This window comes from Shewanella olleyana (assembly GCF_023283825.1).
Classification (GTDB): Bacteria; Pseudomonadota; Gammaproteobacteria; order Enterobacterales; family Shewanellaceae; genus Shewanella; species Shewanella olleyana.
Map to the genome: position 1 here is coordinate 41,464 of NZ_JAKILD010000010.1, position 22,667 is coordinate 64,130.

Consider the following 22,667-nt stretch of genomic DNA (forward strand, 5'->3'; position numbering starts at 1 on the left):
AAAACGACTAACGAATAAAGGGCGTAGATTTTACTATATACTCGATATCTACGCCCTTTCAATATTCCCACCCAGTTAAATGACTAAGGTATATGAGTTTACTATGAGCAGAGCTAAATCAACTTTAGAACAATGGCGAATCATTCAGTCTGTAGTCGATTTTGGCGGTTACGCACAAGCCGCAGAAAAGCTCAATAAAAGCCAGTCTTCTCTTAATCATGCTGTTGCCAAATTACAAACACAATTAGGCATTCAGCTTCTTGAAGTAAAAGGTCGAAAAGCATACCTTACTGAGCAAGGTGAAGTGTTACTTCGCCGTTCTCGCCATCTGACTCAAACAGTTGATGAGCTTGAACAATTAGCTAGTAATTTAGGTGAAGGATGGGAGCCTAATTTAACGATTGCTCGTGAAATTATTTACCCAATGGATTATTTAGTTGATGCGTTAAAAGCATTTCTACCCCATAGCCGTGGCACACGAGTCACCATTATTGATTCAGTCATCTCTGGTACCCAAGAGTTAATCTTAAATAGCACTGCTGATATTGCCATTTGTGGGATCCCTGCCAAAGGTCATATAGCTGAACCCATTTGTGAATCTGAATTGTTTTTAGTTTGCAGCCCTTCACATCCTTTAGCAAAACTAGGAGTCATCGCTGACGAGCAAGCATTGGCGCAACACCTTCAAGTCGTAATCAAAGATACCGCAACGCACAAAACATCTGATACAGGCTGGCTTAAAGCTGAACAACGTTGGACCGTTTCAAATTTTCATGAAGCAAAAAATATCTTAATGACTGGCATTGGTTTTTGCTGGGCTCCCGCTTACCTTGTTGCAGATGACATTGCGACAGGTGAATTACAACGGTTAATTTTAAAAGGCAGTAAGAGTCGTATCATTCAACTTTCATTACTTGTTCCTAATCGAGATAAACAGGGACCTGCATCTAAACTACTTGAGTCACTTATTTTAAAGCAGCACGATATTAATCATTGTGTGGAATAAGTCTCAAAGTCTTAAATTTAAATAATACAAAGTTATCTAGGAAGGAAGTTAATAAGTAAACTTGAAAGTCATTAATTTAACAATTAACTTGTTCAGGCTTAGTCTCGTTAAGGCTAATTTATACGGCAATATTTATCGAAGTGTATTGTTGCGCTTGATTCGATTCAGTCTCACCACTTGACTCATTAGTTTGGTCAAAAGGATAACTAGGCGTAAAACCTTCATCTTCAAAAAGTGCTAAGTGCTGAGCTAAATTAATAATCTGCTTGGTATCTTCGGTACTGGTGATTTTTTCTTGTCTTTCTGCAGTTAATTCTTTCTTTGCCTCATTCATTTTTTGAACAGCTTCATTTGCGACTTGAATGTCTGCCATAGAGGGTTGAACTGGCGCCATCGCTGCCGCATAAACTTTTTGCATTTTGTTGAAGGTTGCCTGCGCATCACCTTCAATCACACCAACATCAATACTTACCTCTCCTTCAACAGCATAGCGTTTACCATCGGGCCCTTTTTCATAAGTATATTGAGGCGATTGGGCATAGCTACCACCGACGGCTTTGTGAGCTTGTTCGTGAGTTTTAACTTCAGCATCTCTTGCCGATAATTCTTTAATAATGACTGCATCAACCTCAGCTTGCTGCTTTACTTCTTGCTCCTGTTGCGAGTTTTGCTGTTCTTGCTGTGATTGTTTCTCTTGTTCGGTTATCTGTTCGTTATTAACTTGATTATCAACTTGCTCGTCAACTTTTGCTTCAGTCTGAATCGCATTTTCTGCTTCATTAATGCCGTTAGTATCTGTAACACCCGCATTTTCTTGATTAGGATCTATTTGATCACTCAAGCTGGTCTCAGTGATTTTTGGCCCTTGTGAACTCATATTTGTTGAAGCGATTTGATTGGCTCCATTAAGCGGTTTATTTACAGGCTCACTGGCAACTGAACTATGCTGCACCGAGGCAGATAAGCCCAGTACAGAAGCCGCGCCGCTTTTCATATTAAACTGAGCAGAAACTTGATCTGGGCTATTAACGGTCACTTCTCTAGCAACAATTTGTTTAGCAGTTAGAGGACTTGATTGAGAGTTCGAAAACTGAGCGTTATGGCTGGATAATTGACGAGAGACTTTTTGAACGTCTGAATTTGAAATATGGCTGTTTGTGCTGATGTTCGTGCTGGTGCTGATGTTGGTACTATTTTTTGTACTGTTATTACGAATAATCGAATGACCAATGGCGCGATCAAGACTGGGGCCTGGTGTTGAACCTAGCCCTTGAGATGCTGTGTGTCCTTGAATATTCATATATCAGAGATATCAGTATTTATATCGACATCAATTTCGATTAAATATCAAACTGATAAATCGATAATAGTACCAAGATTTTCAGAGGCAACATCAATGACTTCAGCTGATGCTTGAGCTTGTGTTACAGCTTGGTCTGCATCAATTAACGCAGAAACCTTTTCGCTAGTTCCACTTGCTTGAGAGCTGAGTGTGACAGTGTCCTGCTCAACCTTGACTGGAGTTGAACTTGTAGGTTCAGGCGCAGCCACTGCTGTAGTTGCTTGTGCTAAGTCATTTTGAGCACTCTGTAATCCTTGCACACCCGAGGCCATTGCTGAATTTGCTGCAATTTGCATTTCATCACTCCTTTCTATGTAAAGATAACAGTAAGTAAATCCAACCGTAAGCAGAGTTAGCTACTTCTAGTTGATTAATTATCATCCAAGCTCAGCGTTTTGTACAGTAATTCAATCAGGAGTTTACATAACCATTAATACCAAGCGCTTTCCCAATCCTTCCAAACTGGGCTAAGGCCTTTTAGTCTCATTTTATCAATCACTTGATTCACACTTCTATCATCACTGATTTCAAATTGATCTAACTGAGAATTAGGGTTTTGATAGCCACCAGGCTCGGTTGAGCTTCCAGCGCTAATATTAGTTACACCAAGTGGCATCAAATTATCACGGAACTCTGGGGTTTCCCTGGTAGACAAACTGATTTCCAATTGCGCATTAAACAATCGAAATGCACAGATCATTTGTACTAATCCTTCATCGGTTAGTTCAACTTTTGGCGTCACTCCTCCCGTGCAGGGCCTCAATCTTGGAAGTGAAATACTGTAACGAGTTCGCCAATAATGTTTTTCAAGATAAGCTAAATGATGACCCATAATGAGCGCATCAAGTCGCCAATCATCAAGTCCTAACAGCACACCTAAACCAATTTTATCAACACCAGCGGCGGCGACACGATCTGGTGTTGCTAAACGATAACTAAAGTCTTGTTTCTTTCCCCGAGTATGGTGCTTTTTATAAGTACTAGGTTGATAGGTTTCTTGATAAACCATCACGGCGTCCAGCCCTAACTCAACCAGCAATTGATACTCTGACTGACTTAAAGGCTGTACTTCAATAGCAACATAACTAAATTGTTGTTTAACCAAGGGTAATACATGCTTAAAGTATTCGATGCCAACTTTGGTTTCATGCTCTCCAGACACCAATAATATCGAATCAAAACCCCGTTGTTTAATAATGCTCATTTCAGCCAGTAATTCAGCATCATCAAGAGTTTTGCGTTTCAATTTATTACTCATAGAAAAGCCGCAATAATCACATTCATTGGCGCATAAATTTGACAGGTAAAGCGGCAAATATAAACCAATATTTGCACCAAAGCGTTGTCTAGTAAGTTGATACGCCTTTTGAGCCATTTGCTCAATATATGGCTTTGCTGCAGGCGATAATAATGCCATTAGACTATCGACGTTACCTTGTGGACTATTAATCGCACGTTCAACATCTACGGCTGTAGAGCCATATAGGCGCATAGATAAATCATCAAGATTTAGCTGTTTAAATTGCTCGACAAAACTCATTATTGGCCTAAACCTTTAATCACAAATTAAGAAAATTAGTTAATGGACTAGTATGCTCAGCTTGCTTAGTGACATTGCCTAAGCCCGCTAAATAGGCTTGCCGCCCAGTTTTGACGGCTTGATTAAAACATTTCGCCATTAATACAGGATCAGCACTACTAGCAATGGCCGTATTCACTAATACTGCATCAGCGCCCATTTCCATCGCTCTACAAGCTTGTGAAGGTGCGCCAATGCCCGCATCGACAACAACAGGAATGTTTGCTTGTTCAATGATAATTTCTAGGAATGGTTCTGTGGCTAATCCTTGATTACTACCTATGGGACTGCCAAGTGGCATTACTGCAGCGCAGCCCACTTCTTCTAATCGATAACACAAGACAGGGTCGGCATGTACATAAGGCAGTACAGTAAAGCCTTTATTACATAAGGTTTCTGCCGCTTGTAATGTTTCAACGGCATCAGGCATTAAATACTTAGGATCAGGATGGATCTCAAGTTTAATCAGCTTGGTGCCCAACATCTCGCTTGCTAATTCTGCAGCAAAAACAGCCTCTTTAGCATTTCTAGCGCCTGCGGTATTTGGCAGTATTTTGACTCCCATTTGCTGTAATGGTGTCAGTAAATCATCAAAATCTTTACTTGGATCTATTCGTTTCATGGCTAAAGTAACAAGTTGCGATTCTGTCGCTGAAATTGCCGCTAGCATGGTTTTCGCATCAGAAAATTTACCCGTTCCAGTAAATAATCTTGATTCAAAATTGTGGTTGCCAATCGATAACATGTTAACCACCTGCTACAGCTGAAAAAATATCAATCTTATCACTCTGCTGGCATTCAATTTGAGCCCAGCGGCTTCTTGGTACGACTTGATCATTAAGGACTAACGCTAATGATTTGGGATTTAAATTCTTTAATTCAATTAATTGCAGTAAATTGGCATTGCTATCTAGGTTCTCAGCTGAACCATTAAATTCAATAGTAATCATGTTTGTTCCTAATTCAATATATTAGAGATACTTAACTGCATCATTTAGTTAGTTGCGCAGATACAACAGTTGGGGTCTTGGGACATTGCTACCTGACGCCATTGTAGGTTTTGAGCGTTAAATAGGTGCAACTTCCCTTGTATTTCTTGTCGTTGGCTAGGATTACCTTTAAGCCAGTTAACACCGAGCAAAGCCTGCATAGATGCAATGGATAACAGCGCTGAGGTCAACACCCCGACTTGGCTGCAGGATTGATTTACCTGAGAGTCATCCGGATAAAGACATTGATAACAGCCCGAAGTGGCTTTCAGTTGTTTATCAATCAATTCGATGCTGTCTTTATCATCAGCTACACTCTGGTTAATTGGGCTTAAGTGATTAGCCTGTCTCATCTCATTCTGAGAAAAATCCAAACAAAACAATTGACCGTTTGAACCACTGATTGCAGCACTTATTAACGCCGTTTTGCGACAAACTGCTGACTTATTGATGACTAACCGAGATGAAAAGTTATCTGTACAATCAAACACAACATCAACAGTGTTGAATAATGCTTGCTCATCGCTTACAAAACGTTGGCGCAAAGCCGTTATCTCGCAATCAGGGTAGGCATTTGCTAGTTTTTTTGCTGCGATATCTACTTTAGGCTCACCAATATCATCGTCATTAAACAATAATTGCCTTGGTAGATTTGACAGTTCCACACAATCGTCATCCATTAAGCTGATGCGTTTTACACCTGCAGCTGCCAATTGATGGGCCACCGCGTGGCCTAACCCACCGACACCAATAATGAGCACTGAACTACTCATTAGTTTTAGCTGGCCAGCCTCGCCCATATCTTCGAGCAGCACATGGCTTGAGTAACGCATAAATTGTGTATCTGTTAACTCACCCATGGCTTGGCTCACAATTGCTTAGCTCACCAATGCTTAGCTCACCAATGCTTAGCTCACCATGGTTTAGTTCAATCTTGGTTAAAGTATCTGAGCTATTTTGCTGCCACTGCTTCACTAACCTTTTGAACGCGGTTGTTGGGTAATTTGACTCGGTAACAGCTCTTACAACGGCAACACTGCTTACCTTAGTTGCTTTAATTGCATCAAGTACTTGTTCATCTATACCGCCTATGGCAACTGTTGGGCAGATAGGCTGAAGTAGCGCCGCATAGCGTGCTAGTTTGAGCAAGCCTTGTGGTTTAGAAGGCATCACTTTAGTGGTCGTTGGAAAAATATGGCCAAGTGCGATATATGACGGTTTGAGTTGATGGGCGAGCAATATCTCAAATATGCTGTGACTTGAAAGCCCAATAGCAATACCCGCATCTCTTATCGCCACAAGATCGGCTAGTTCAACATCTTCTTGTCCTAAATGAATCCCAAAAGCGCCATGTTTTAACGCTAGTTGCCAATGATCATTAATGAACACTTGAGCGTTATAGTCGCGCCCTAACGTTATTGCTTGTTGAATTTGCTGCTCGATTTTATCAAGCGACAATTCGTCAGAGTGCTTTACTCTGAGTTGCACTGTCGTACAGTCAACTTTAAGCAATGACTCCAGCATATCCAAATCATTGACGACTGGGTAAACACCAATTTCTTGTTCTAGTTGAGCGAAACCTGAGGTTTCACTGGATGTATTGTTAGCTTCTTTGGTAAATTTATCTTCTGATAACGCATTTTTAACCAATGAGTTACCAGCTATATCACTGCCATGATAAGTTGAAACTTTAGGATATAAACTAATATCTTCAGGCCAGCCTGTTTTAGCTAAAGAGCCTGAGCCTTTACCGTGTTGAGTACTTACAATTAAGCCTTTAGAGACATAGGCTTTAGCCATGACAATAGCATCGTGAAGCACATAACCATGCGCCATAAAGCTGGCAATTGCAGATGATAATGTACAACCACTTCCATGATTATTTCGAGTGTTGATGCGCTGTGACGTTAACCAAAATTTTTGGTATTGATGCGATTCACTCACACCATTGACTTGCTGACAAACAAACAAGTCACTGGCCGTGTCACCCTGCCATTGACCTGCATCACCGCCTTTTGCAATAACATGTGACTTTAATTGTTGATTAACAATCACTGCTGCTTCATAAACGTCTTGCTTGGTTTTTTGTTTCGCTAATTGATGACTGGGTTGTCGAACTGGATTTAACCTAAATAGCTCTTGCGCATTAGGTGTAATTAACGTGATTAACCCTTTGAATGGGGAGAAATCTAAGTCAGCAACTTGGTTTAAACCATCTCCACAGCTCGCGACCATCACAGGATCGACAATAACAGGAATGGCTTTGTTGGCTAAATTTTGATTTCTAAAACCCATCAGCCATTCGGCAATAAGATTTAATTGTTGCTGATTGGCAATTAAACCAATTTTAATTGCTGCAGGTTTTAAGTCTTCACTAAGCGCTGCTAATTGAGCGCTTAGTATCTCCTCAGAAACCGGCTCAACTAATTTTACTTCAACTGAATTTTGCGCTGTGATTGTGGTAATCACACTACAAGCAAAACCACCTAAATCATTGATGGTGGCTATATCAGTTTGAATACCAGCACCTCCACCACTGTCTGAACCAGCAATGGTCCAGACAATTGGTTTTTTATGCTCTTGCAGAGACATCATTAGCCCTCAACTTCTTCAAGTTCAGCAGCTTTATCCGCTTCAGCTTCGTTTCGTGCCTTATCTGACACTGGATGATAAAGCGCTGAGCCTGTTGCTTTAAATTCAGCTGACTTTTGCGCCATCGCTGCATCGACATCTAATTTGGGTGCGTTAGCTTGGGTTGCGTGAAACTCACTTGCTTCAACGACTGATACAGACTGCTCAACCCCCGTTGCAGAGGTTAGTTTTTCTTGTTTTGCTGCATATTCCCTGACTTCCTGAGTGATCTTCATCGAACAGAACTTAGGACCACACATTGAACAAAAATGGGCAACTTTAGCAGACTCTTGTGGTAATGATTCATCGTGATAAGCACGCGCGGTATCAGGGTCTAAACCAAGGTTATATTGATCTTCCCAGCGAAATTCAAAGCGCGCTTTTGATAAAGCGTTATCACGAATTTGGGCACCAGGATGCCCTTTGGCAACATCTGCTGCGTGGGCGGCAATTTTATAAGCAATTAAGCCTTGTTTAACATCTTCTTTGTTTGGTAATCCAAGATGCTCTTTCGGCGTCACATAACACAACATAGCGACTCCGTACCATGCCATTTGTGCCGCGCCAATACCGGAAGTGAAGTGATCATACCCAGGAGCGATGTCAGTGGTTTGAGGGCCTAATGTATAAAATGGTGCCTCATCACAATGGGCTAATTGCTTTTCCATATTCACTTTAATCAATTGCATTGGCACATGGCCAGGGCCTTCGATAATGGTTTGAACATCATATTTCCACGCAACTTTAACCAACTCGCCTAATGTTTCCAGTTCAGCAAATTGAGCTTCATCATTGGCATCAGCAATACTGCCTGGACGCATACCATCACCTAGTGACAGTGAGACATCATAGGCTGCACAAATCTCGCATATTTCATCAAAGTGCTCATATAAAAAGCTTTCTTTATGGTGGCTTAAACACCATTTAGCCATAATGGAACCGCCGCGAGACACGATGCCCGTTAGACGTTTAGCCGTCATTGGTACATAACGCAATAACACCCCAGCATGGATAGTAAAGTAATCAACGCCTTGCTCAGCTTGCTCGATTAAGGTATCTCGAAACACTTCCCAGGTCAGATCTTCTGCAACGCCGTTAACTTTCTCTAAAGCCTGATAAATAGGCACAGTACCGATTGGAACTGGAGAGTTACGAATAATCCACTCTCGGGTCTCATGAATGTAACGACCCGTAGAAAGATCCATGACGGTATCAGCCCCCCAGCGCGTAGACCAAACAAGCTTTTCTACTTCTTCTTCAATTGAAGATGTCACTGCGGAGTTGCCGATATTGGCATTAACTTTAACTAAAAAGTTACGCCCGATAATCATAGGTTCTGCTTCAGGATGGTTGATATTTAATGGAATAATTGCACGGCCACGAGCGACTTCATCACGAACAAACTCAGGAGTAATTGGCTGTCCAATTACAGCGCCAAAGGCTTCACCTGGCGCTTTTTGCGTAAGAATTTCATCGCTAACTTGTTCACGAGCCATATTTTCACGAATGGCAATGTATTCCATTTCTGGTGTGATAATACCTTGGCGGGCATAGTGCATTTGAGTGACACATTTACCCGTTTTAGCACGCCTTGGTGGGACTAAAGCTTCAAAACGCAAATGATCCAAGCCATCATCCGCTAAACGTTGTTGAGTAAAGTTCGAGCTAACACCGTCAAGTTGCTCAGTGTCATTTCGCTCATCAATCCAAGTTTCACGGAACTTATTTAAACCTAAGCGTACGTTAATCTGCGCATCTGGATCTGAATACGCACCAGCACAGTCATAGACTTTTATCGGTAAGTTTTGTTCAGTAACTGGAGCATCATCAGTACCACCTAAAATAGTGTCAGCTTGATGAATTTGACGCATTCCCACCAATAAATCATCACGAGTACCAGTTAAATAAATCTTCTCTGAATTTGGGTGTTGTAGCGGTTTTAGTGTATCGATGAAAGCTTGTGCTTGCTCACGGGTTTGGCGACGATTTGACATTAGCAACCTCAAAATTAATTAAATAGAGTTGCTTGTCTGGAGAGTAGTGTTGATGACGAGCGAGTTATAAATAACTCTGTAATTTGCATTTAATGTATAAAAACATCCATAAAGTTTGGATGAGTTTATTAAATTTTTGATCATTCTAAGGATTAAGAACAATCAAAATTACATTATATGTTTCAACGTAAGTTTCAACGTTTGTTTCAATTAAATTGAACATAAACAGTATGAAGAAATAGCAAATTAACTGCTTGTTTCCTTCGCAGGTTTTAACCTGATCAGGTTCAACGGATCCCGAATAAACGGTCTCAGCCATAAGGCACTCCGACAAGATGCAGGCAGTATACTCAGCTAATGAAATAAAATACAAGTGAAAAAAAATCGGCCAAACACAATGACCAATCAAAATAATTCACACAATAAGCAATTGTTATAATTCTAAAATCACAATAAGTGTAAATATAAATATAACTTCAGTGAATTTTTACTAAGGATAAAAGCAACGATTGGTTTCTGAAACGTATAAATACCCAGCAATTGTCTAAGGTAATTGCTTAAAGTAGTTGCTTAAGGTAATTGCACTTTAGACAATCTATTTTGAATTGCCTTGCTCAAGGCTTTCTTCATCTTTGCACTATCACAAGGCTCAGCAAAACCTAAGCCTTCGGCATGAGGATTAATTTGCGAAGGTAATGGCACAATACGATAGCAAGTCTCCCCATGTTTCATAATTCTATTGGGATCTAACCTATGGTTAAGTGTGGTGGCTTGTCGCGTGTCCTCAATCTCTATAATTTCAATATCAAACATCTCAGGTGTGAGCTCACTTAAACTTGCCCCGCTGTTTGAGGTTGCTAAATGAGCTTGTTGTGAAATTAAAGTATTAAGCGCTTGCTCATTTAAGTTTTTCAACACTTGATGCTTAACAGCATTGGTTCCTGTAAATAAGTTTTGATTTAATTTTGTGTCTTTAAACAAATGAGAACTTAAATCATCATCCTTTTCTTGCTGTAAATACATGCTATCTACATTTGCCCAATTAAAATCTTCTTTGGTTTCAATTGTGGTTTTAATGTCAGTGGTGATTTCAGGTATTTCTTTGACATCATTTAACTGGTTTGGAATGCTAATAACGGCTTGCAGGGATCCTTGGTTATTAAGTAAATCGGCCGTTTCGATACTTTTTTCTATAAGGCTTTCAACATTTTCTTCAACATTTGTTTCAGTAGTGTTTTCTATTTTGGGGGCGACTTTAGGTTCTACGCTTGATGATTCATCAAGTACTTCCTCTTTGACTCCATCTTGTATTTTATTGACGTTATCTTTTGATTCAGTAACAGTTTGATCAATTTGGGTTTCATTCAAATCTGAGTCTGAAGTATCTTGTTTCATTAGGCTGTCTAACTGTTCAGCAGTAATGAAATAAGCATTGATCTCTTTCGTTTCAATTTGATTTTCTTGTTTCGAGGTAGCGATTTCTACGAAAACATCTACGGTCTGTTCAGCAAGAACCAGTAATATGATAAAAGCTACAATATGAGCAATGGCGACTAGAAACACGGTTGGCGTTAACGATTTCCTTATGGTGTTGAATTTAGTTAATGTGCCAACATTTTTTGCAGAGTTGTAATTTGAACGAGTTATCTTTCCATCTAATATAAAAGATTCATCAAATTTAAAAGGCTTATCAAAGCTTAATGATTCATTATTATTTTGGCTTGCTATGGACAGGTTTAATTCATAGAGCTCTATATTAGCGCCAGCATTTACCGATTGAGAAACGGCATCACCAGCAATAATATTAATTTGAAAATCTTCTGAGCTAGATTTTTTGAAGTTTGTAGGTTCGTTAACGTGAATCGCTTCAATAGAATTTGAATGGGATGAGCTTTGTTTCGAGGACGCACTATATTTTTCAGCAGGTAACGTCGAAGTAGTCCGCTCCCCTGTTGAAAGCTTAGGTTCATGCTTTTTATTCATTTAGCGCATCCTATCGCCTTGGTGTTAATAAAACTCTGCTTACAAGACCGAGCGTTATAGCATTTATCGCTGCTGTTTTAATCATTGCTGTTTTAATCACAATGGCATCAATCGCTACAGTATTAATCGTTACTGTATTAATCTATTAATCACAGATTACTATCTGATACTCAAACCTAAAATTAGTTCAATAAAGCATCGAGGAAACCATAAAACACTCATTAATTTGCTAACAAATTGAATTAATACACTTTTAAACTTAGCTTACACGTGTACTCCAAAATTCTAGTATTTTGCAATTTAAGCTGTTACTCTAATTTTTCGATTAGTTTATGAAGTTGTATACCAAGATGTCTCTTGAGTTAAATGCGGACCCAAAAATTGAAACTATCTCATGTTCTCAGTCTGACTATTGTGCGACTGAAGAGTTAGCAAACAGTGTCACCCATGGAATAGGCGTGCTGGCAGGCATCGTAGCCATGGTTGCAATGTTAGTTAAAGGATCGTCGCATTTAAATACCACTGAGATGTTCGGCATTGGCATTTACGGGCTCAGTATCGTTTTGCTATTTCTGGCATCGACTTTATACCATTCAAGCAAATCTCAACTTTGGCGCAAACGCTTTAAGATGGCGGATCATTGTGCCATTTATACCCTAATTGCCGGCACTTACACTCCCCTAATGCTGATAAGCTTAGACGGGGAGCAAGCCAATATTGTATTGGCTGCGATTTGGATACTTGCCCTAGGTGGCATCATATTCAAAACACTATTTATTGGTCGTTTCAAAGCCTTCAGCGTGATTCTATACCTAGTCATGGGTTGGTTATGCGTGACGGTTATGAGTGATCTCATCAAAGGTATGACAGATTTAGGTTTTAATTTGCTATTAGTAGGCGGCGCATTTTACAGCATAGGTGTCATCTTCTACGTTAATAAACGCATTCCGTATAACCACGCTATATGGCATTTGTTTGTATTAGCTGGCGCACTGTCCCACTTTCTGTGTATCTATCTAGCCGTGATTTAAATCAACTCTTTAAATAAAACGTCGCTTTAGATCTGCAAAGATTCCTATCAAGCAAATGATAGATTATGCTGTTGTTTTTATTGTGATGATTATTGAATGAACGAGCTATCGCCTAAACAAAGAATTTGGTTTATCGTCAACATGATCCCTGAAGGAAATGTACTTGCCTATGGCAAAGTTGCGGATTTAGCAGGGCTTCCTGGGCGTGCTCGCTATGTATCTAGAGCACTAAAAGAAGCACCACCACATTTGAACTTAGCTTGGCATAGAATTATCAATAGCCAAGGTAAAATATCTTTTAAACTCAATACGATTAATTTCCAAAATCAGCAAGAACGTCTAAGATCAGAAGGAATTGAAGTGAACAAAGGTAAAATTTTACTGTCAAAATTTGAATGGAAACCCGATATGGCGACATTGGTTTTATCGTTACCTTTTTAACTCCTGACAAAGGACCTATTTTGGTGAAATTATTTTCCTTACTCTTCACAGGTATGCTGGCTTTTTCAAGCTTTACGCTGGCAACTGAAGCCGATGTAGCAACGACTAATCAAGATTTCCTTAAACCACTGATCCCGCATAATGCCGAATATAAAGTATTCTACGGCAGCATTGAGTTGGGCAAAGCACGTTACCAACTACCCGCCAGTGATAACGGCTATTTCAATTATCGTTTTGATAGTGATATCAGTTTGCTCATGTTGTCCGATGTAAGAAATATTAAAAGTGAATTTCAATTAATTGATGGCAAACTAAAACCTATTCGTTATTTAAGTGAACGTTCAGGGACAGGTAGCGATTACAGTGAACAAACCGCCTTTGCAGCTTCTCAAGGAGTCATTCATACCATATATAAGGGCGAGCGAGAAAAACTCGACTATGAAGAGAACATCTTTGACCCTTTGATGGTACAACTGCAATTTAGAATGGATATGTATTCCAACCCTGAAACGCTTGAATATGAGATGGTAAAAGAAAAAGAGTTTGATGATTATAAATTTAGAATCATTGGCAAAGAGCAAATGATTTTAGATAGCGGCACCTACCAAACGGTTAAAATTGAAGTGGTGCGCAAAAGTAAAAAACGCCAAACATTGTTTTGGATGGCGCCAGCGTTAAATTACCTTCCTGTTAGATTAACTCACTTTTCAAAAGGCAGTAAACAACTCGACATTAAAATAGACAACTACCAAATATTTAACAGTGAAGATAACGCCTCTGCTATACCAAAAGCTGCGGCACAAACAGATTAGGTAAATTTAAAAGCTAAATTTTTTAAAGAGTCACTTTTTTAAAGTTCAAAGAGTGCCTCAAACTTACCGATTCAAATACCCGAGTTAGAAATCTCTAAAACAAAGCCGACGCGTTTCATTAACGGGTCGGCTTTTTTATTTGAGAGTCTTTGCTGTGTCAGTTACAAGGAACGTAATTAGATTAATCAGTTGCTAACAGTTCACCCTGCCTAAATAATTTCCACTCACCTGGTTTGAGTATGTGCCATTGCTCATTATTAGTAAGAGGCCTAGTTGCAATAACCGTAACAACATCATTCGGTGTCGTTTCTTTGTTGAAATCAATCACCACATCTGTGTCTATTAATGTCGCCTTACCAAACGGAGCGCACCTAGTAATAAAACACAAGTTATTACTACAATAGGTCATTAAATCTACACCATCACTTAAGATCATGTTAAAAACGCCTAATTCACGAATTTCATCTGCAAGGCCGGAAATATAACTAAACACTTTAGTCATGTCATCAGGCTGCTTATGGCCGAACTGAGCTAACACTTGTTCCATTATCCAACAAAATGCCAGTTCGCTATCTGTATCACCTACAGGTTGAAAACGATTCAATACAAACTTGTCTTGATAGTCCGATAACTGACCATTATGAGCGTAGGTCCAATATTTACCCCATAACTCTCTGGTGAAAGGATGGGTGTTTTCAAGTGAAACACAGCCACGATTTGCTTGACGAATATGGCTTACAACTATCTCGCTTTTTATCGGGTAAGATTTAATTAGCTTTGCAATATGGGATTCGCTGCTTGGAGTCGCATCCTTAAACGTTCGGCTTCCTTTTCCTTCGTAAAAAGTAATTCCCCAACCATCCACATGAGGACCAGTCACCCCGCCTCTTTCTGCTAAACCTGTGAAACTAAACACAATATCAGTTGGTACGTTAGCGCTCATCGCTAATAACTCACACATGGGGAAACGCCTTAAAAAGTATTAAAAGTCAAAAATTTATCTACTGTCTATTGTACCTAGTGCAAATCGTTTTTGGGATATTTTATTGTAGAAATTATTTTAAACAATTGTTTGAAAAAACTTGTAATCGTGGTCAGTAACGTTTAATTTTATGTGATACAGGTCTGACCACCGTTAGTTCTGTGAATAGGATCATTAATTTGTAAGTGCTCAATTTTTGAATGCTTTAAGGAGAAAGACATTGACTACCCTGACTTGGATCATCGCCTTGATCGCAGTGCTCGGCGCAGCAACATATATGCGAGTGTCGTTATTAACGGCAACTGTTGCAGCTGCCGTCGTCATGCTAATTGGCAGCGTATTAGATATTGTTGGTAGCGTGGCATGGATTGTATTTTTAGTGTTAGCACTACCGCTAAATGTTAAATCATTCCGCCAAAACTTCATTTCACGTCCACTGCTTAAAGTATATCAAGGCATCATGCCTGAAATGTCTTCAACAGAAAAAGAAGCGATTGAAGCAGGTACTACATGGTGGGAAGCCGATTTATTCGCAGGTAACCCAAACTGGAACAAATTACACAACTACCCTAAAGGTCGTTTAACTGCTGAAGAGCAAGCCTTCCTTGATGGTCCTGTTGAAACAGTTTGTCAAATGGTTAACCAACATCAAGTTTCTCATGAACTAGCAGATTTACCTCAAGAAGTATGGCAATACCTTAAAGATGAAGGTTTCTTTGCCATGATCATCAAGAAAAAATATGGTGGCCTTGAATACTCTGCTTATGCTCAATCACGCGTGTTACAAAAGCTTGCAGGATTAAGCAGCGAATTGGCGTCAACTGTTGGTGTACCTAACTCATTAGGTCCTGGAGAGTTATTGCAGCATTATGGTACACCAGAGCAGCAAGACCACTATCTACCGCGTTTGGCAAAAGGGCTAGAAGTTCCTTGCTTCGCTTTAACCAGTCCAGAAGCTGGTAGTGACGCTGGCGCAATCCCTGACTTTGGTATTGTGTGTAAAGGTGAATTTGAAGGCGAAGAAGTGTTAGGTATGAAACTAACATGGAACAAACGTTACATTACCCTTGCTCCTGTTGCTACAGTATTAGGTTTAGCCTTTAAATTACGCGACCCAGATAGCTTACTAGGTGATACTGAAGATTTAGGTATTACTTGTGCACTTATCCCAACGGATATTCCAGGTGTTGAAACCGGACGTCGTCATTTCCCGCTTAACTGTATGTTCCAAAATGGTCCAACACGCGGTAATGAAGTCTTTGTACCACTCAGCTTTATTATTGGTGGCCCTGAGATGGCCGGCCAAGGATGGCGTATGCTGGTTGAATGTTTATCAGTGGGTCGTGGTATTACCCTACCTTCTAACTCTGCAGGTGGAATTAAAACCGCAGCGTTAGCAACAGGTGCTTATGCACGTATTCGTCGTCAATTTAAGCTACCTATTGGCAAGCTTGAAGGCATTGAAGAGCCAATGGCACGTATTGGCGGTAATGCTTATCTGATGGACGCTGTGAGCTCTCTTACGACAGTTGGTATTGGTTTGGGTGAAAAACCTTCAGTTATTTCTGCCATTGTTAAATACCATCTAACCGATAGAATGCAGAAATGTGTTATTGATGCGATGGATATCCATGGCGGTAAAGGTGTATGTCTTGGCCCGAATAACTATTTAGGTCGCGGTTACCAAGCTGCTCCTATTGCGATTACGGTTGAAGGGGCAAACATTTTAACTCGTTCAATGATTATTTACGGTCAAGGTGCAATACGTTGTCATCCTTACGTACTTACCGAAATGGAATCAGCTTTTGATACCACATCAGGTAAAGGCTTAAGTAATTTTGACAATGCAATATTCGGTCATATTGGTTTCGCTATGTCTAACTTTGTAAGAAGTTTTTGGATGGGCGTAACATCAAGTCGTTTCACTAAATCACCATATAACGATAAAACAAAACGTTATTATCAACAGATGAACCGTTTCAGTGCCAACTTAGCATTACTGTCTGACTTAGCCATGGCGACTTTAGGGGGTAATCTTAAACGTAAAGAACGTATCTCTGCGCGCTTAGGTGATTTATTAAGTCAGCTTTACCTGGCTTCAGCAACGCTTAAGCGTTATGAAGATGAAGGTCGTTTAACTGAAGATTTACCTTTAGTTCAGTGGGCAGTTGAAGATTCACTTCATAAGTTACAAACATCACTTGACGATTTATTAGATAACTTCCCTATGGGTCTTGGTTTAGCGCTACGCGCTGTTATCTTCCCATTTGGTCGCCCTCTTAAACGTCCAAGTGACGTACTAGACCATAAAGTATCAAAAATTATGCAAACACCGTGTGCTAGCCGTGACCGTCTTGGTCAAGGTCAATTCTGGACGCCTTCAGAACACAACGTTGTAGGTATTCAAGAACAAACCTTACTGGATATTCTGGCTTCAGAGCCACTATATGACAAGGTATGTAAAGCAGCAGGCAAACGTCTTCCATTTATGTGGTTAGATAAAGTTGCTGCAGAAGGTAAAGCACTTGGCGTGTTAAGCGATGCTGAAGTTGCATTACTCGAAAGAGCTGAAGTTGGGCGTTTGAAATCAATTAACGTTGATGATTTCGACTCAGAAGAACTTGAAGCAAAAGCTGCAGTTGTAGCCAAGCAAATACAAGCAGCTTGATAGATTTAATCATTTAACGTCAAAGGGAAAGCATCTGCTTTCCCTTTTTTTGCGCCGAATCTTTGTTGTTTCAACGTCTATTATTTTAATCTTATTTATCTTGAGCATTAGTCACTTGAGCTTTAGTTACTTGAACTTAAGTTACTTTAATCTTAGCGCCCAATTCCCATTATGTTGAGCCTCACACTTAGCTTCGCTATCAAACAGTACTTGTTTTGATGAAATCGATATCCCCTGCAGACTTAATTTATGAACGATCATTTGGGATATAAACATATCTTCTTTATTTAGTCTCAATTGAGTTAATTGTGCTTCGTTATCGAACACACATACGACCTTCAACGATTGCGGAAAAGCATTAAAATTTACTATATGGGTTAACCACTGAAATCCGCTAATCTGTTCAATTAAGACATCACAAACGTCAGTAAGTGACTCTCTAATTTGATTATCAATTTTTTTATCTGACTTTTTCATTTCTCTTAATACTCTATATTAACTAACCTGAGCTCGGGATAACAACTTGCTTTCTAGAGGTTATTTTTACTGATAACAGCGTTAAATTTGTTTGCAATAGGCCAGCTATTGACGCACAAATTTGCCTTGTTCTAAGCAAAAATATTTCTCTACAATAAGATTGAAAGCAAACATGTAATAATTCAACAGTTTAACTAACTTCTTATCCCTAGTCAGGTTAACTAGATTTCAATTTAGACTTTAAATTTGCTAACAAGAGTTTCCGTTATGAAATTAACCAAATCAGAAGCCAACAATAAAAAAGCCCGTTTTTGTTAACGGGCTTTGAATGAGTAATTAGCTATAACTAGCTCAAGTAGCTAATCATCTAATACATCTTTAACGTTAGTTTTGATCCAACTCTTTCTCAAGTTGCTTGGTAATTGCATCTGGCGAGGTACTATTACGAGCAAATACACTATAAGCAACAGGTATCACTAATAACGTGAAAAAGGTTGCTAGCAATATTCCTGATAAAACCACAACACCAATAACAAAGCGGGTTTCAGCCCCTGCTCCACTAGACAATACCAGTGGTATAGCCCCCGCTGCTGTGGTGATACCTGTCATCAAGATTGGGCGCAAGCGTTGTGATGATGCTTGAATAACTGCATCATCAAAAGCAATACCTTTATCTCGAAGTTGGTTCGCGAATTCAACAATCAAAATACCGTTTTTAGCCGCGAGCCCCACCAGCATGATGATGCCAATTTGACTATAAATATTGATACTTTGATCAGTCAACCATAAGCCGATTAATGCACCTAAAGTCGCCAGTGGCACAGTTAACATAATCACCATTGGATGCACATAACTTTCAAACTGCGCTGCAAGTACTAAGAACACAATTCCTAAAGCTAATATAAATACAAAGTACATTGAATTACCAGAGCTTTGGTAATCTAACGATTGCCCTTTGTAACTGATTACAGCTTCCGCCGGTAAATACGTATCAGCAATATCGTTGAGATAATCAAGTGCTTCACCTAAGCTATATCCATCAGCTAAGTTAGCCTCAAGGGTAATTGCACGCATTCTGTTATAGCGGTTTAACGAACTAGCATCTGCGTATTCTTCAACCGTTACTAAGTTTGATAAAGGAACTAATTCTCCGGTTCTGTCAGAACGTACATAGATGTTTTCAAGATCGGTTGCCGTGTTTTGATTCTCGCGGTTACCTTCAATAATGACATCGTATTCCTCACCATCTCGCATGAAGGTAGTGACTAAACGCGAGCCTAACATCGATTCAAGTGTTCGGCCAATGTGCGAAATAGACACGCCCAAATCAGCGGCGCGATCTTTATCAATAGCAACCCTTAATTGCGGTTTTGTTTCTTTGTAATCATGGTCAAGACCTACGAGCATTTCATTTTCACCCGCTTTTTTAAGCATGATGTCACGCCATGTTGCAAGCTCTTCATAAGTAGGCCCGCCTAAAACAAACTGCACAGGTTTACCCACACCACGACCAAATGCTTGGCGCATTATTGGGAATGCACGAACACCGGCTAAATCGGATATACGCCCACGAATGTCGGTTATGATTTCATTTGCTGGCCGACGCTCGGCCCAATCTTCAAGTACGATAATCGCCATACCATTTGAAAAATCCGCTGCGGTTCCAAACCCACGAGGCGCACGAATTAACAAACGTTTGATATCGCCAGCTTCAACTAACGGCATCAAGCGACCTTCAATCTCATCCATGTATTTTTCAATATATTCAAAGCTCGCGCCCTGTGGTCCATTAACGACCAGGAACATAGAACCACGATCTTCCTGCGGCGCAAATTCCTGCGGCACTTTGTTGAGCAAATATCCGCTAACGGTAAATGCAACAACAACTATTAAACCAATGAGATAAGGTTGTTTAATCGCTGTATTTAGATTTGATTGATAGATTCGGGTGATAAAATCCATCAACCCATCCACTTTACGCACTAACCATGAAGACTCTCCAGCGGGTTTTAGTAACTTAGAGCACATCATAGGGCTCAAAGTCAGCGCCACTAAGCTTGAGAACATCACAGCCGCACTCATGGTGACCGCAAACTCTTTAAACAGCTTGCCTAGGTCGCCATCGAGGAAACTGATAGGCATAAATACCGCGATAAGCACTAAGGTGGTTGCCACAACAGCAAAAGCCACTTCACGTCCACCGAGATAAGCGGCTTTTAACGGTGAGTCACCTTGTTCGATACGGCGATGAATATTTTCAAGCATCACAATCGCATCATCAACCACCATACCAATGGCTAAAATCATCGCCAGAAGCGTTAGCAAATTAATGGTATACCCAAGGGTATATAAAACAATGAATGTCCCCATAAGCGATACAGGAACCGTTAACGCCGGAATAAGCATTGCCCTCACACTGCCTAAGAAAAGATAAATCACAATGATCACTAATACCATTGCAATAAACAGCGTTTGATACACTTCTTTAATCGATGCTTCAATAAATACTGAGCTATCGTAAGAACGCTTTATCTCCATACCTGCTGGCAGGGTTGGGTTAATTTCATCGACTAATGCATTGGCTGCGCGAGCAACTTCTAACGTGTTAGATGTTGATTGCTTAGAGACACCAAGACCAATCATTGATTCGGTGTTACCACGGAACATGATCCGCTCTTCTTCAGAACCGATTTGTACCTTAGCTACATCGCCCAATCTAACCAAATAACCATCAGCACCTTGGGTTATAACCAAACTGGCAAAATCTTGCTCTGTTCTAAAGCTTCTATCAACACGAACAGTAAAATGACGTTCTTTCGATTCGATAGAACCTGCAGGTAATTCGACGTTTTCAGAACGAAGCGCAGATTCAACATCAGCCACTGTAAGGTTACGTGATGCTAATGCTTGACGGTCAATCCAAATACGCATGGCGTAAACTTTACCGCCACCTAAACGAATATTAGCGACACCATCAACGACTGAAAAGCGATCAGTTAAATAGCGTCGAGCATAATCGGTTAATTGTAATGTGGTCATTTGATCTGACACCAAATTGAGCCACATGATCACTTCATCACCACCATTAGCTTTTTCAACTTCTGGTGGATCGGCCTCTTCCGGTAAGTTATCAAGCAGGCCTGAAATTCTATCGCGCACATCATTCGCCGCAGCTTCAATATCTCGCCCTACATCAAATTCTAATGTGACAGACGAACGTCCATCTCGACTGCTTGAACTAACATGTTTGATGCCTTCAACACCGCTGATCCTATCTTCAATTAATTGGGTAATACGGCTTTCAACAACAGAGGCGCTCGCGCCACGATAACGTGTATCAATCGACACCACTGGCGGGTCAATATTCGGGTATTCACGTAATGGTAACTTTTCGAACGAGACTAGACCTAAAATAATAATCAGAATACTGATAACAGAGGCTAATACCGGCCTTTTTACAGAAATATCAGTTAAGATCATGCGGCATTCTCCGAACCTGCTACATTTGCAAAATTGAACGCTTCAGCAGTTTCTGATCTAACTACATCACCCGGCCTTACTTTTAATAAACCGCGGATAATCACTGGCGTACCAATTTCCACACCATCAATGATTTCAACCCAACCTCTATTACGAATACCTAACGTGACAGAATGTTGTTCAACAACATTTTCATCATTAACAGTGTAAACATACTGCTTAGATTGAATTGGGATAATGGCTGATTCTGGTAATAAAAGTGTTTCTCGATTTTGCTTAATTAATTTCACCTTCATCAGCATCCCGGGCAGTAAAGCAGCATCAGCATTGTCAATAATAGCTCTGACAATAACCGCTCGGGTCGATGGGTTAACTCGGCTATCAATTGAAGTTACAACACCTTTAAAAATACGGTCTGGAAAAGCAATCGCTTTAGATTCGACACTTTTGCCTAATTGCAGCTCTTGAATAAAACGCTCTGGCACTGAAAAGTCTAATTTAATCTTACTGACATCGTCTAAGGTGGTAATCTGGGTTCCCGGAGAAACGAGTGAGCCAACACTAACCTGCTTAAGACCTAAGCGACCCGAAAATGGCGCATGGATTGCTCTATCTTCTAAAGCTGCTTTTGCTTGCTCTAATTCAGCTCGAGTTGTGTCGATTAAAGTTTGTAGTCTATCTCGTTCAAGTTCAGCAACAGTTTTACTAGTGACGAGACTTCTAATTCGGTCAAGTTCACGTAAATGATCTTTTACTTTCACTTCGGCAGCTTGTACCTTGGCACGTTGCTCACGATTACGAAGTTGAACTAGCAGATCACCTTTGTTGACGATGTCACCGTCATTAAAGTTAATTGCATTAACTTGCTCAGTAACTTTAGGTGTGATGGTAATAGATTCAAAAGCTTTATTGGTACCAATCGCTTCAACTTCATCACGAACAGGTAGCATGGCAACTTTTGCGACTACAACATTTGGAATTGGCTTAACACGTTCTTTGGTGTTACTAGGAGATAACGTCGATTGATAACCAAACCAAGCGAGACCTAATGCAACGAGTAATATAATTATTTTTTTCATCGGAATTCCGTTCGTCAAACTCATATACAAAATGTTAAAAGGGTTGAGATAGTCGATAGTGTACATAGCAGCAAGCTGGTATCAAGGCGTTTTACCTTTACTTACAAAATACACATTTAAGCAACATTCTCATTTTTACGGAATAAACTGAATTATGGTTCACATATGCTATG

The 22,667-nt window shown here is 40.0% G+C and carries 18 protein-coding genes and 1 riboswitch; of the genes, 5 read left to right on the top strand and 13 right to left on the bottom strand.

Annotated elements, in window-relative coordinates:
• Window positions 1–103 precede the first annotated feature (103 nt).
• Window positions 104–1,006, top strand: coding sequence for a LysR family transcriptional regulator (locus tag L2735_RS08870; protein WP_248984355.1), 903 nt, complete (start codon window positions 104–106; stop codon window positions 1,004–1,006).
• A gap of 118 nt (window positions 1,007–1,124) precedes the next feature.
• Here the strand turns inward: L2735_RS08870 and L2735_RS08875 are convergent, their stop codons facing one another.
• From L2735_RS08875 to L2735_RS08915, 9 genes are all read right to left on the bottom strand, one after another.
• Complete coding sequence (locus L2735_RS08875) at window positions 1,125–2,306, bottom strand: putative metalloprotease CJM1_0395 family protein (RefSeq protein WP_248984356.1); 1,182 nt, start codon at window positions 2,304–2,306, stop codon at window positions 1,125–1,127.
• A 47-nt stretch (window positions 2,307–2,353) separates the two neighbouring features.
• Window positions 2,354–2,644: a chemotaxis protein gene (locus L2735_RS08880; protein ID WP_248984357.1), complete on the bottom strand. Its 291-nt coding sequence runs from the start codon at window positions 2,642–2,644 to the stop codon at window positions 2,354–2,356.
• A 134-nt stretch (window positions 2,645–2,778) separates the two neighbouring features.
• Entirely contained in the window at window positions 2,779–3,888 is a 1,110-nt protein-coding gene (gene thiH, locus L2735_RS08885) for a 2-iminoacetate synthase ThiH (RefSeq protein WP_248984358.1), read from the bottom strand.
• Window positions 3,889–3,907: 19 nt separating this feature from the next.
• Complete coding sequence (locus L2735_RS08890) at window positions 3,908–4,672, bottom strand: thiazole synthase (RefSeq protein WP_248984359.1); 765 nt, start codon at window positions 4,670–4,672, stop codon at window positions 3,908–3,910.
• 1 nt (window position 4,673) lies between these two features.
• A complete protein-coding gene (thiS, locus tag L2735_RS08895; RefSeq protein WP_248984360.1) occupies window positions 4,674–4,877 on the bottom strand; it encodes a sulfur carrier protein ThiS in 204 nt (67 codons plus the stop codon).
• A 44-nt stretch (window positions 4,878–4,921) separates the two neighbouring features.
• Window positions 4,922–5,788, bottom strand: a complete 867-nt coding sequence (locus L2735_RS08900; protein WP_248984361.1) for a HesA/MoeB/ThiF family protein — start codon at window positions 5,786–5,788, stop codon at window positions 4,922–4,924.
• Window positions 5,769–7,511 (bottom strand): thiamine phosphate synthase, encoded by a 1,743-nt coding sequence (gene thiE / locus L2735_RS08905; protein WP_248984362.1) that lies wholly within the window; start codon window positions 7,509–7,511, stop codon window positions 5,769–5,771. The genes L2735_RS08900 and thiE overlap by 20 nt, the downstream gene beginning before the upstream one ends.
• Window positions 7,511–9,541 carry a phosphomethylpyrimidine synthase ThiC gene (gene thiC / locus L2735_RS08910; protein WP_248984363.1) on the bottom strand — a complete coding sequence of 677 codons (2,031 nt, stop codon included), beginning with the start codon at window positions 9,539–9,541 and terminating at the stop codon, window positions 7,511–7,513. The genes thiE and thiC overlap by 1 nt, the downstream gene beginning before the upstream one ends.
• A 241-nt stretch (window positions 9,542–9,782) precedes the next feature.
• A riboswitch (TPP riboswitch) is annotated at window positions 9,783–9,881 on the bottom strand.
• A gap of 230 nt (window positions 9,882–10,111) precedes the next feature.
• Complete coding sequence (locus L2735_RS08915) at window positions 10,112–11,524, bottom strand: hypothetical protein (protein WP_248984364.1); 1,413 nt, start codon at window positions 11,522–11,524, stop codon at window positions 10,112–10,114.
• A gap of 350 nt (window positions 11,525–11,874) precedes the next feature.
• Here L2735_RS08915 and trhA point away from each other — a divergent pair, with 350 nt between their 5' ends.
• The 3 genes from trhA to L2735_RS08930 all read left to right on the top strand — a co-directional run bounded on the left by trhA (window position 11,875) and on the right by L2735_RS08930 (window position 13,808).
• Entirely contained in the window at window positions 11,875–12,555 is a 681-nt protein-coding gene (gene trhA / locus L2735_RS08920) for a PAQR family membrane homeostasis protein TrhA (protein ID WP_248984442.1), read from the top strand.
• Between the two features lie 96 nt (window positions 12,556–12,651).
• Window positions 12,652–12,996 (top strand): MGMT family protein, encoded by a 345-nt coding sequence (locus tag L2735_RS08925; protein WP_248984365.1) that lies wholly within the window; start codon window positions 12,652–12,654, stop codon window positions 12,994–12,996.
• A gap of 23 nt (window positions 12,997–13,019) precedes the next feature.
• Window positions 13,020–13,808, top strand: coding sequence for a DUF3108 domain-containing protein (locus L2735_RS08930; RefSeq protein WP_248984366.1), 789 nt, complete (start codon window positions 13,020–13,022; stop codon window positions 13,806–13,808).
• 181 nt (window positions 13,809–13,989) lie between these two features.
• Here L2735_RS08930 and L2735_RS08935 read toward each other — a convergent pair whose 3' ends face one another.
• Window positions 13,990–14,769, bottom strand: coding sequence for a class II glutamine amidotransferase (locus L2735_RS08935; RefSeq protein WP_248984367.1), 780 nt, complete (start codon window positions 14,767–14,769; stop codon window positions 13,990–13,992).
• Between the two features lie 241 nt (window positions 14,770–15,010).
• Between L2735_RS08935 and fadE the strand changes: the two genes are divergently transcribed.
• Window positions 15,011–17,458: an acyl-CoA dehydrogenase FadE gene (gene fadE, locus L2735_RS08940; protein ID WP_248984368.1), complete on the top strand. Its 2,448-nt coding sequence runs from the start codon at window positions 15,011–15,013 to the stop codon at window positions 17,456–17,458.
• Window positions 17,459–17,599: 141 nt separating this feature from the next.
• Here the strand turns inward: fadE and L2735_RS08945 are convergent, their stop codons facing one another.
• The 3 genes from L2735_RS08945 to L2735_RS08955 all read right to left on the bottom strand — a co-directional run bounded on the left by L2735_RS08945 (window position 17,600) and on the right by L2735_RS08955 (window position 22,494).
• Complete coding sequence (locus L2735_RS08945; protein WP_248984369.1) at window positions 17,600–17,935, bottom strand: Fis family transcriptional regulator; 336 nt, start codon at window positions 17,933–17,935, stop codon at window positions 17,600–17,602.
• 384 nt (window positions 17,936–18,319) lie between these two features.
• Window positions 18,320–21,415 (bottom strand): efflux RND transporter permease subunit, encoded by a 3,096-nt coding sequence (locus tag L2735_RS08950; protein WP_248984370.1) that lies wholly within the window; start codon window positions 21,413–21,415, stop codon window positions 18,320–18,322.
• Complete coding sequence (locus L2735_RS08955; protein WP_248984371.1) at window positions 21,412–22,494, bottom strand: efflux RND transporter periplasmic adaptor subunit; 1,083 nt, start codon at window positions 22,492–22,494, stop codon at window positions 21,412–21,414. Before L2735_RS08955 ends, L2735_RS08950 begins: the two co-directional genes overlap by 4 nt.
• Window positions 22,495–22,667 lie beyond the last annotated feature (173 nt).

Excerpts from the sequence above, each read along its gene's own strand:
- trhA (WP_248984442.1), top strand. The coding sequence starts at position 11,875 with ATGTCTCTTGAGTTAAATGCGGACCCAAAAATTGAAACTATCTCATGT.
- L2735_RS08950 (WP_248984370.1), bottom strand. The coding sequence starts at position 21,415 with ATGATCTTAACTGATATTTCTGTAAAAAGGCCGGTATTAGCCTCTGTT.
- L2735_RS08870 (WP_248984355.1), top strand. The coding sequence starts at position 104 with ATGAGCAGAGCTAAATCAACTTTAGAACAATGGCGAATCATTCAGTCT.
- L2735_RS08955 (WP_248984371.1), bottom strand. The coding sequence starts at position 22,494 with ATGAAAAAAATAATTATATTACTCGTTGCATTAGGTCTCGCTTGGTTT.
- L2735_RS08890 (WP_248984359.1), bottom strand. The coding sequence starts at position 4,672 with ATGTTATCGATTGGCAACCACAATTTTGAATCAAGATTATTTACTGGA.
- L2735_RS08935 (WP_248984367.1), bottom strand. The coding sequence starts at position 14,769 with ATGTGTGAGTTATTAGCGATGAGCGCTAACGTACCAACTGATATTGTG.
- L2735_RS08880 (WP_248984357.1), bottom strand. The coding sequence starts at position 2,644 with ATGCAAATTGCAGCAAATTCAGCAATGGCCTCGGGTGTGCAAGGATTA.
- thiE (WP_248984362.1), bottom strand. The coding sequence starts at position 7,511 with ATGATGTCTCTGCAAGAGCATAAAAAACCAATTGTCTGGACCATTGCT.
- L2735_RS08915 (WP_248984364.1), bottom strand. The coding sequence starts at position 11,524 with ATGAATAAAAAGCATGAACCTAAGCTTTCAACAGGGGAGCGGACTACT.
- L2735_RS08945 (WP_248984369.1), bottom strand. The coding sequence starts at position 17,935 with ATGAAAAAGTCAGATAAAAAAATTGATAATCAAATTAGAGAGTCACTT.
- thiC (WP_248984363.1), bottom strand. The coding sequence starts at position 9,541 with ATGTCAAATCGTCGCCAAACCCGTGAGCAAGCACAAGCTTTCATCGAT.
- thiS (WP_248984360.1), bottom strand. The coding sequence starts at position 4,877 with ATGATTACTATTGAATTTAATGGTTCAGCTGAGAACCTAGATAGCAAT.
- L2735_RS08875 (WP_248984356.1), bottom strand. The coding sequence starts at position 2,306 with ATGAATATTCAAGGACACACAGCATCTCAAGGGCTAGGTTCAACACCA.
- thiH (WP_248984358.1), bottom strand. The coding sequence starts at position 3,888 with ATGAGTTTTGTCGAGCAATTTAAACAGCTAAATCTTGATGATTTATCT.
- L2735_RS08925 (WP_248984365.1), top strand. The coding sequence starts at position 12,652 with ATGAACGAGCTATCGCCTAAACAAAGAATTTGGTTTATCGTCAACATG.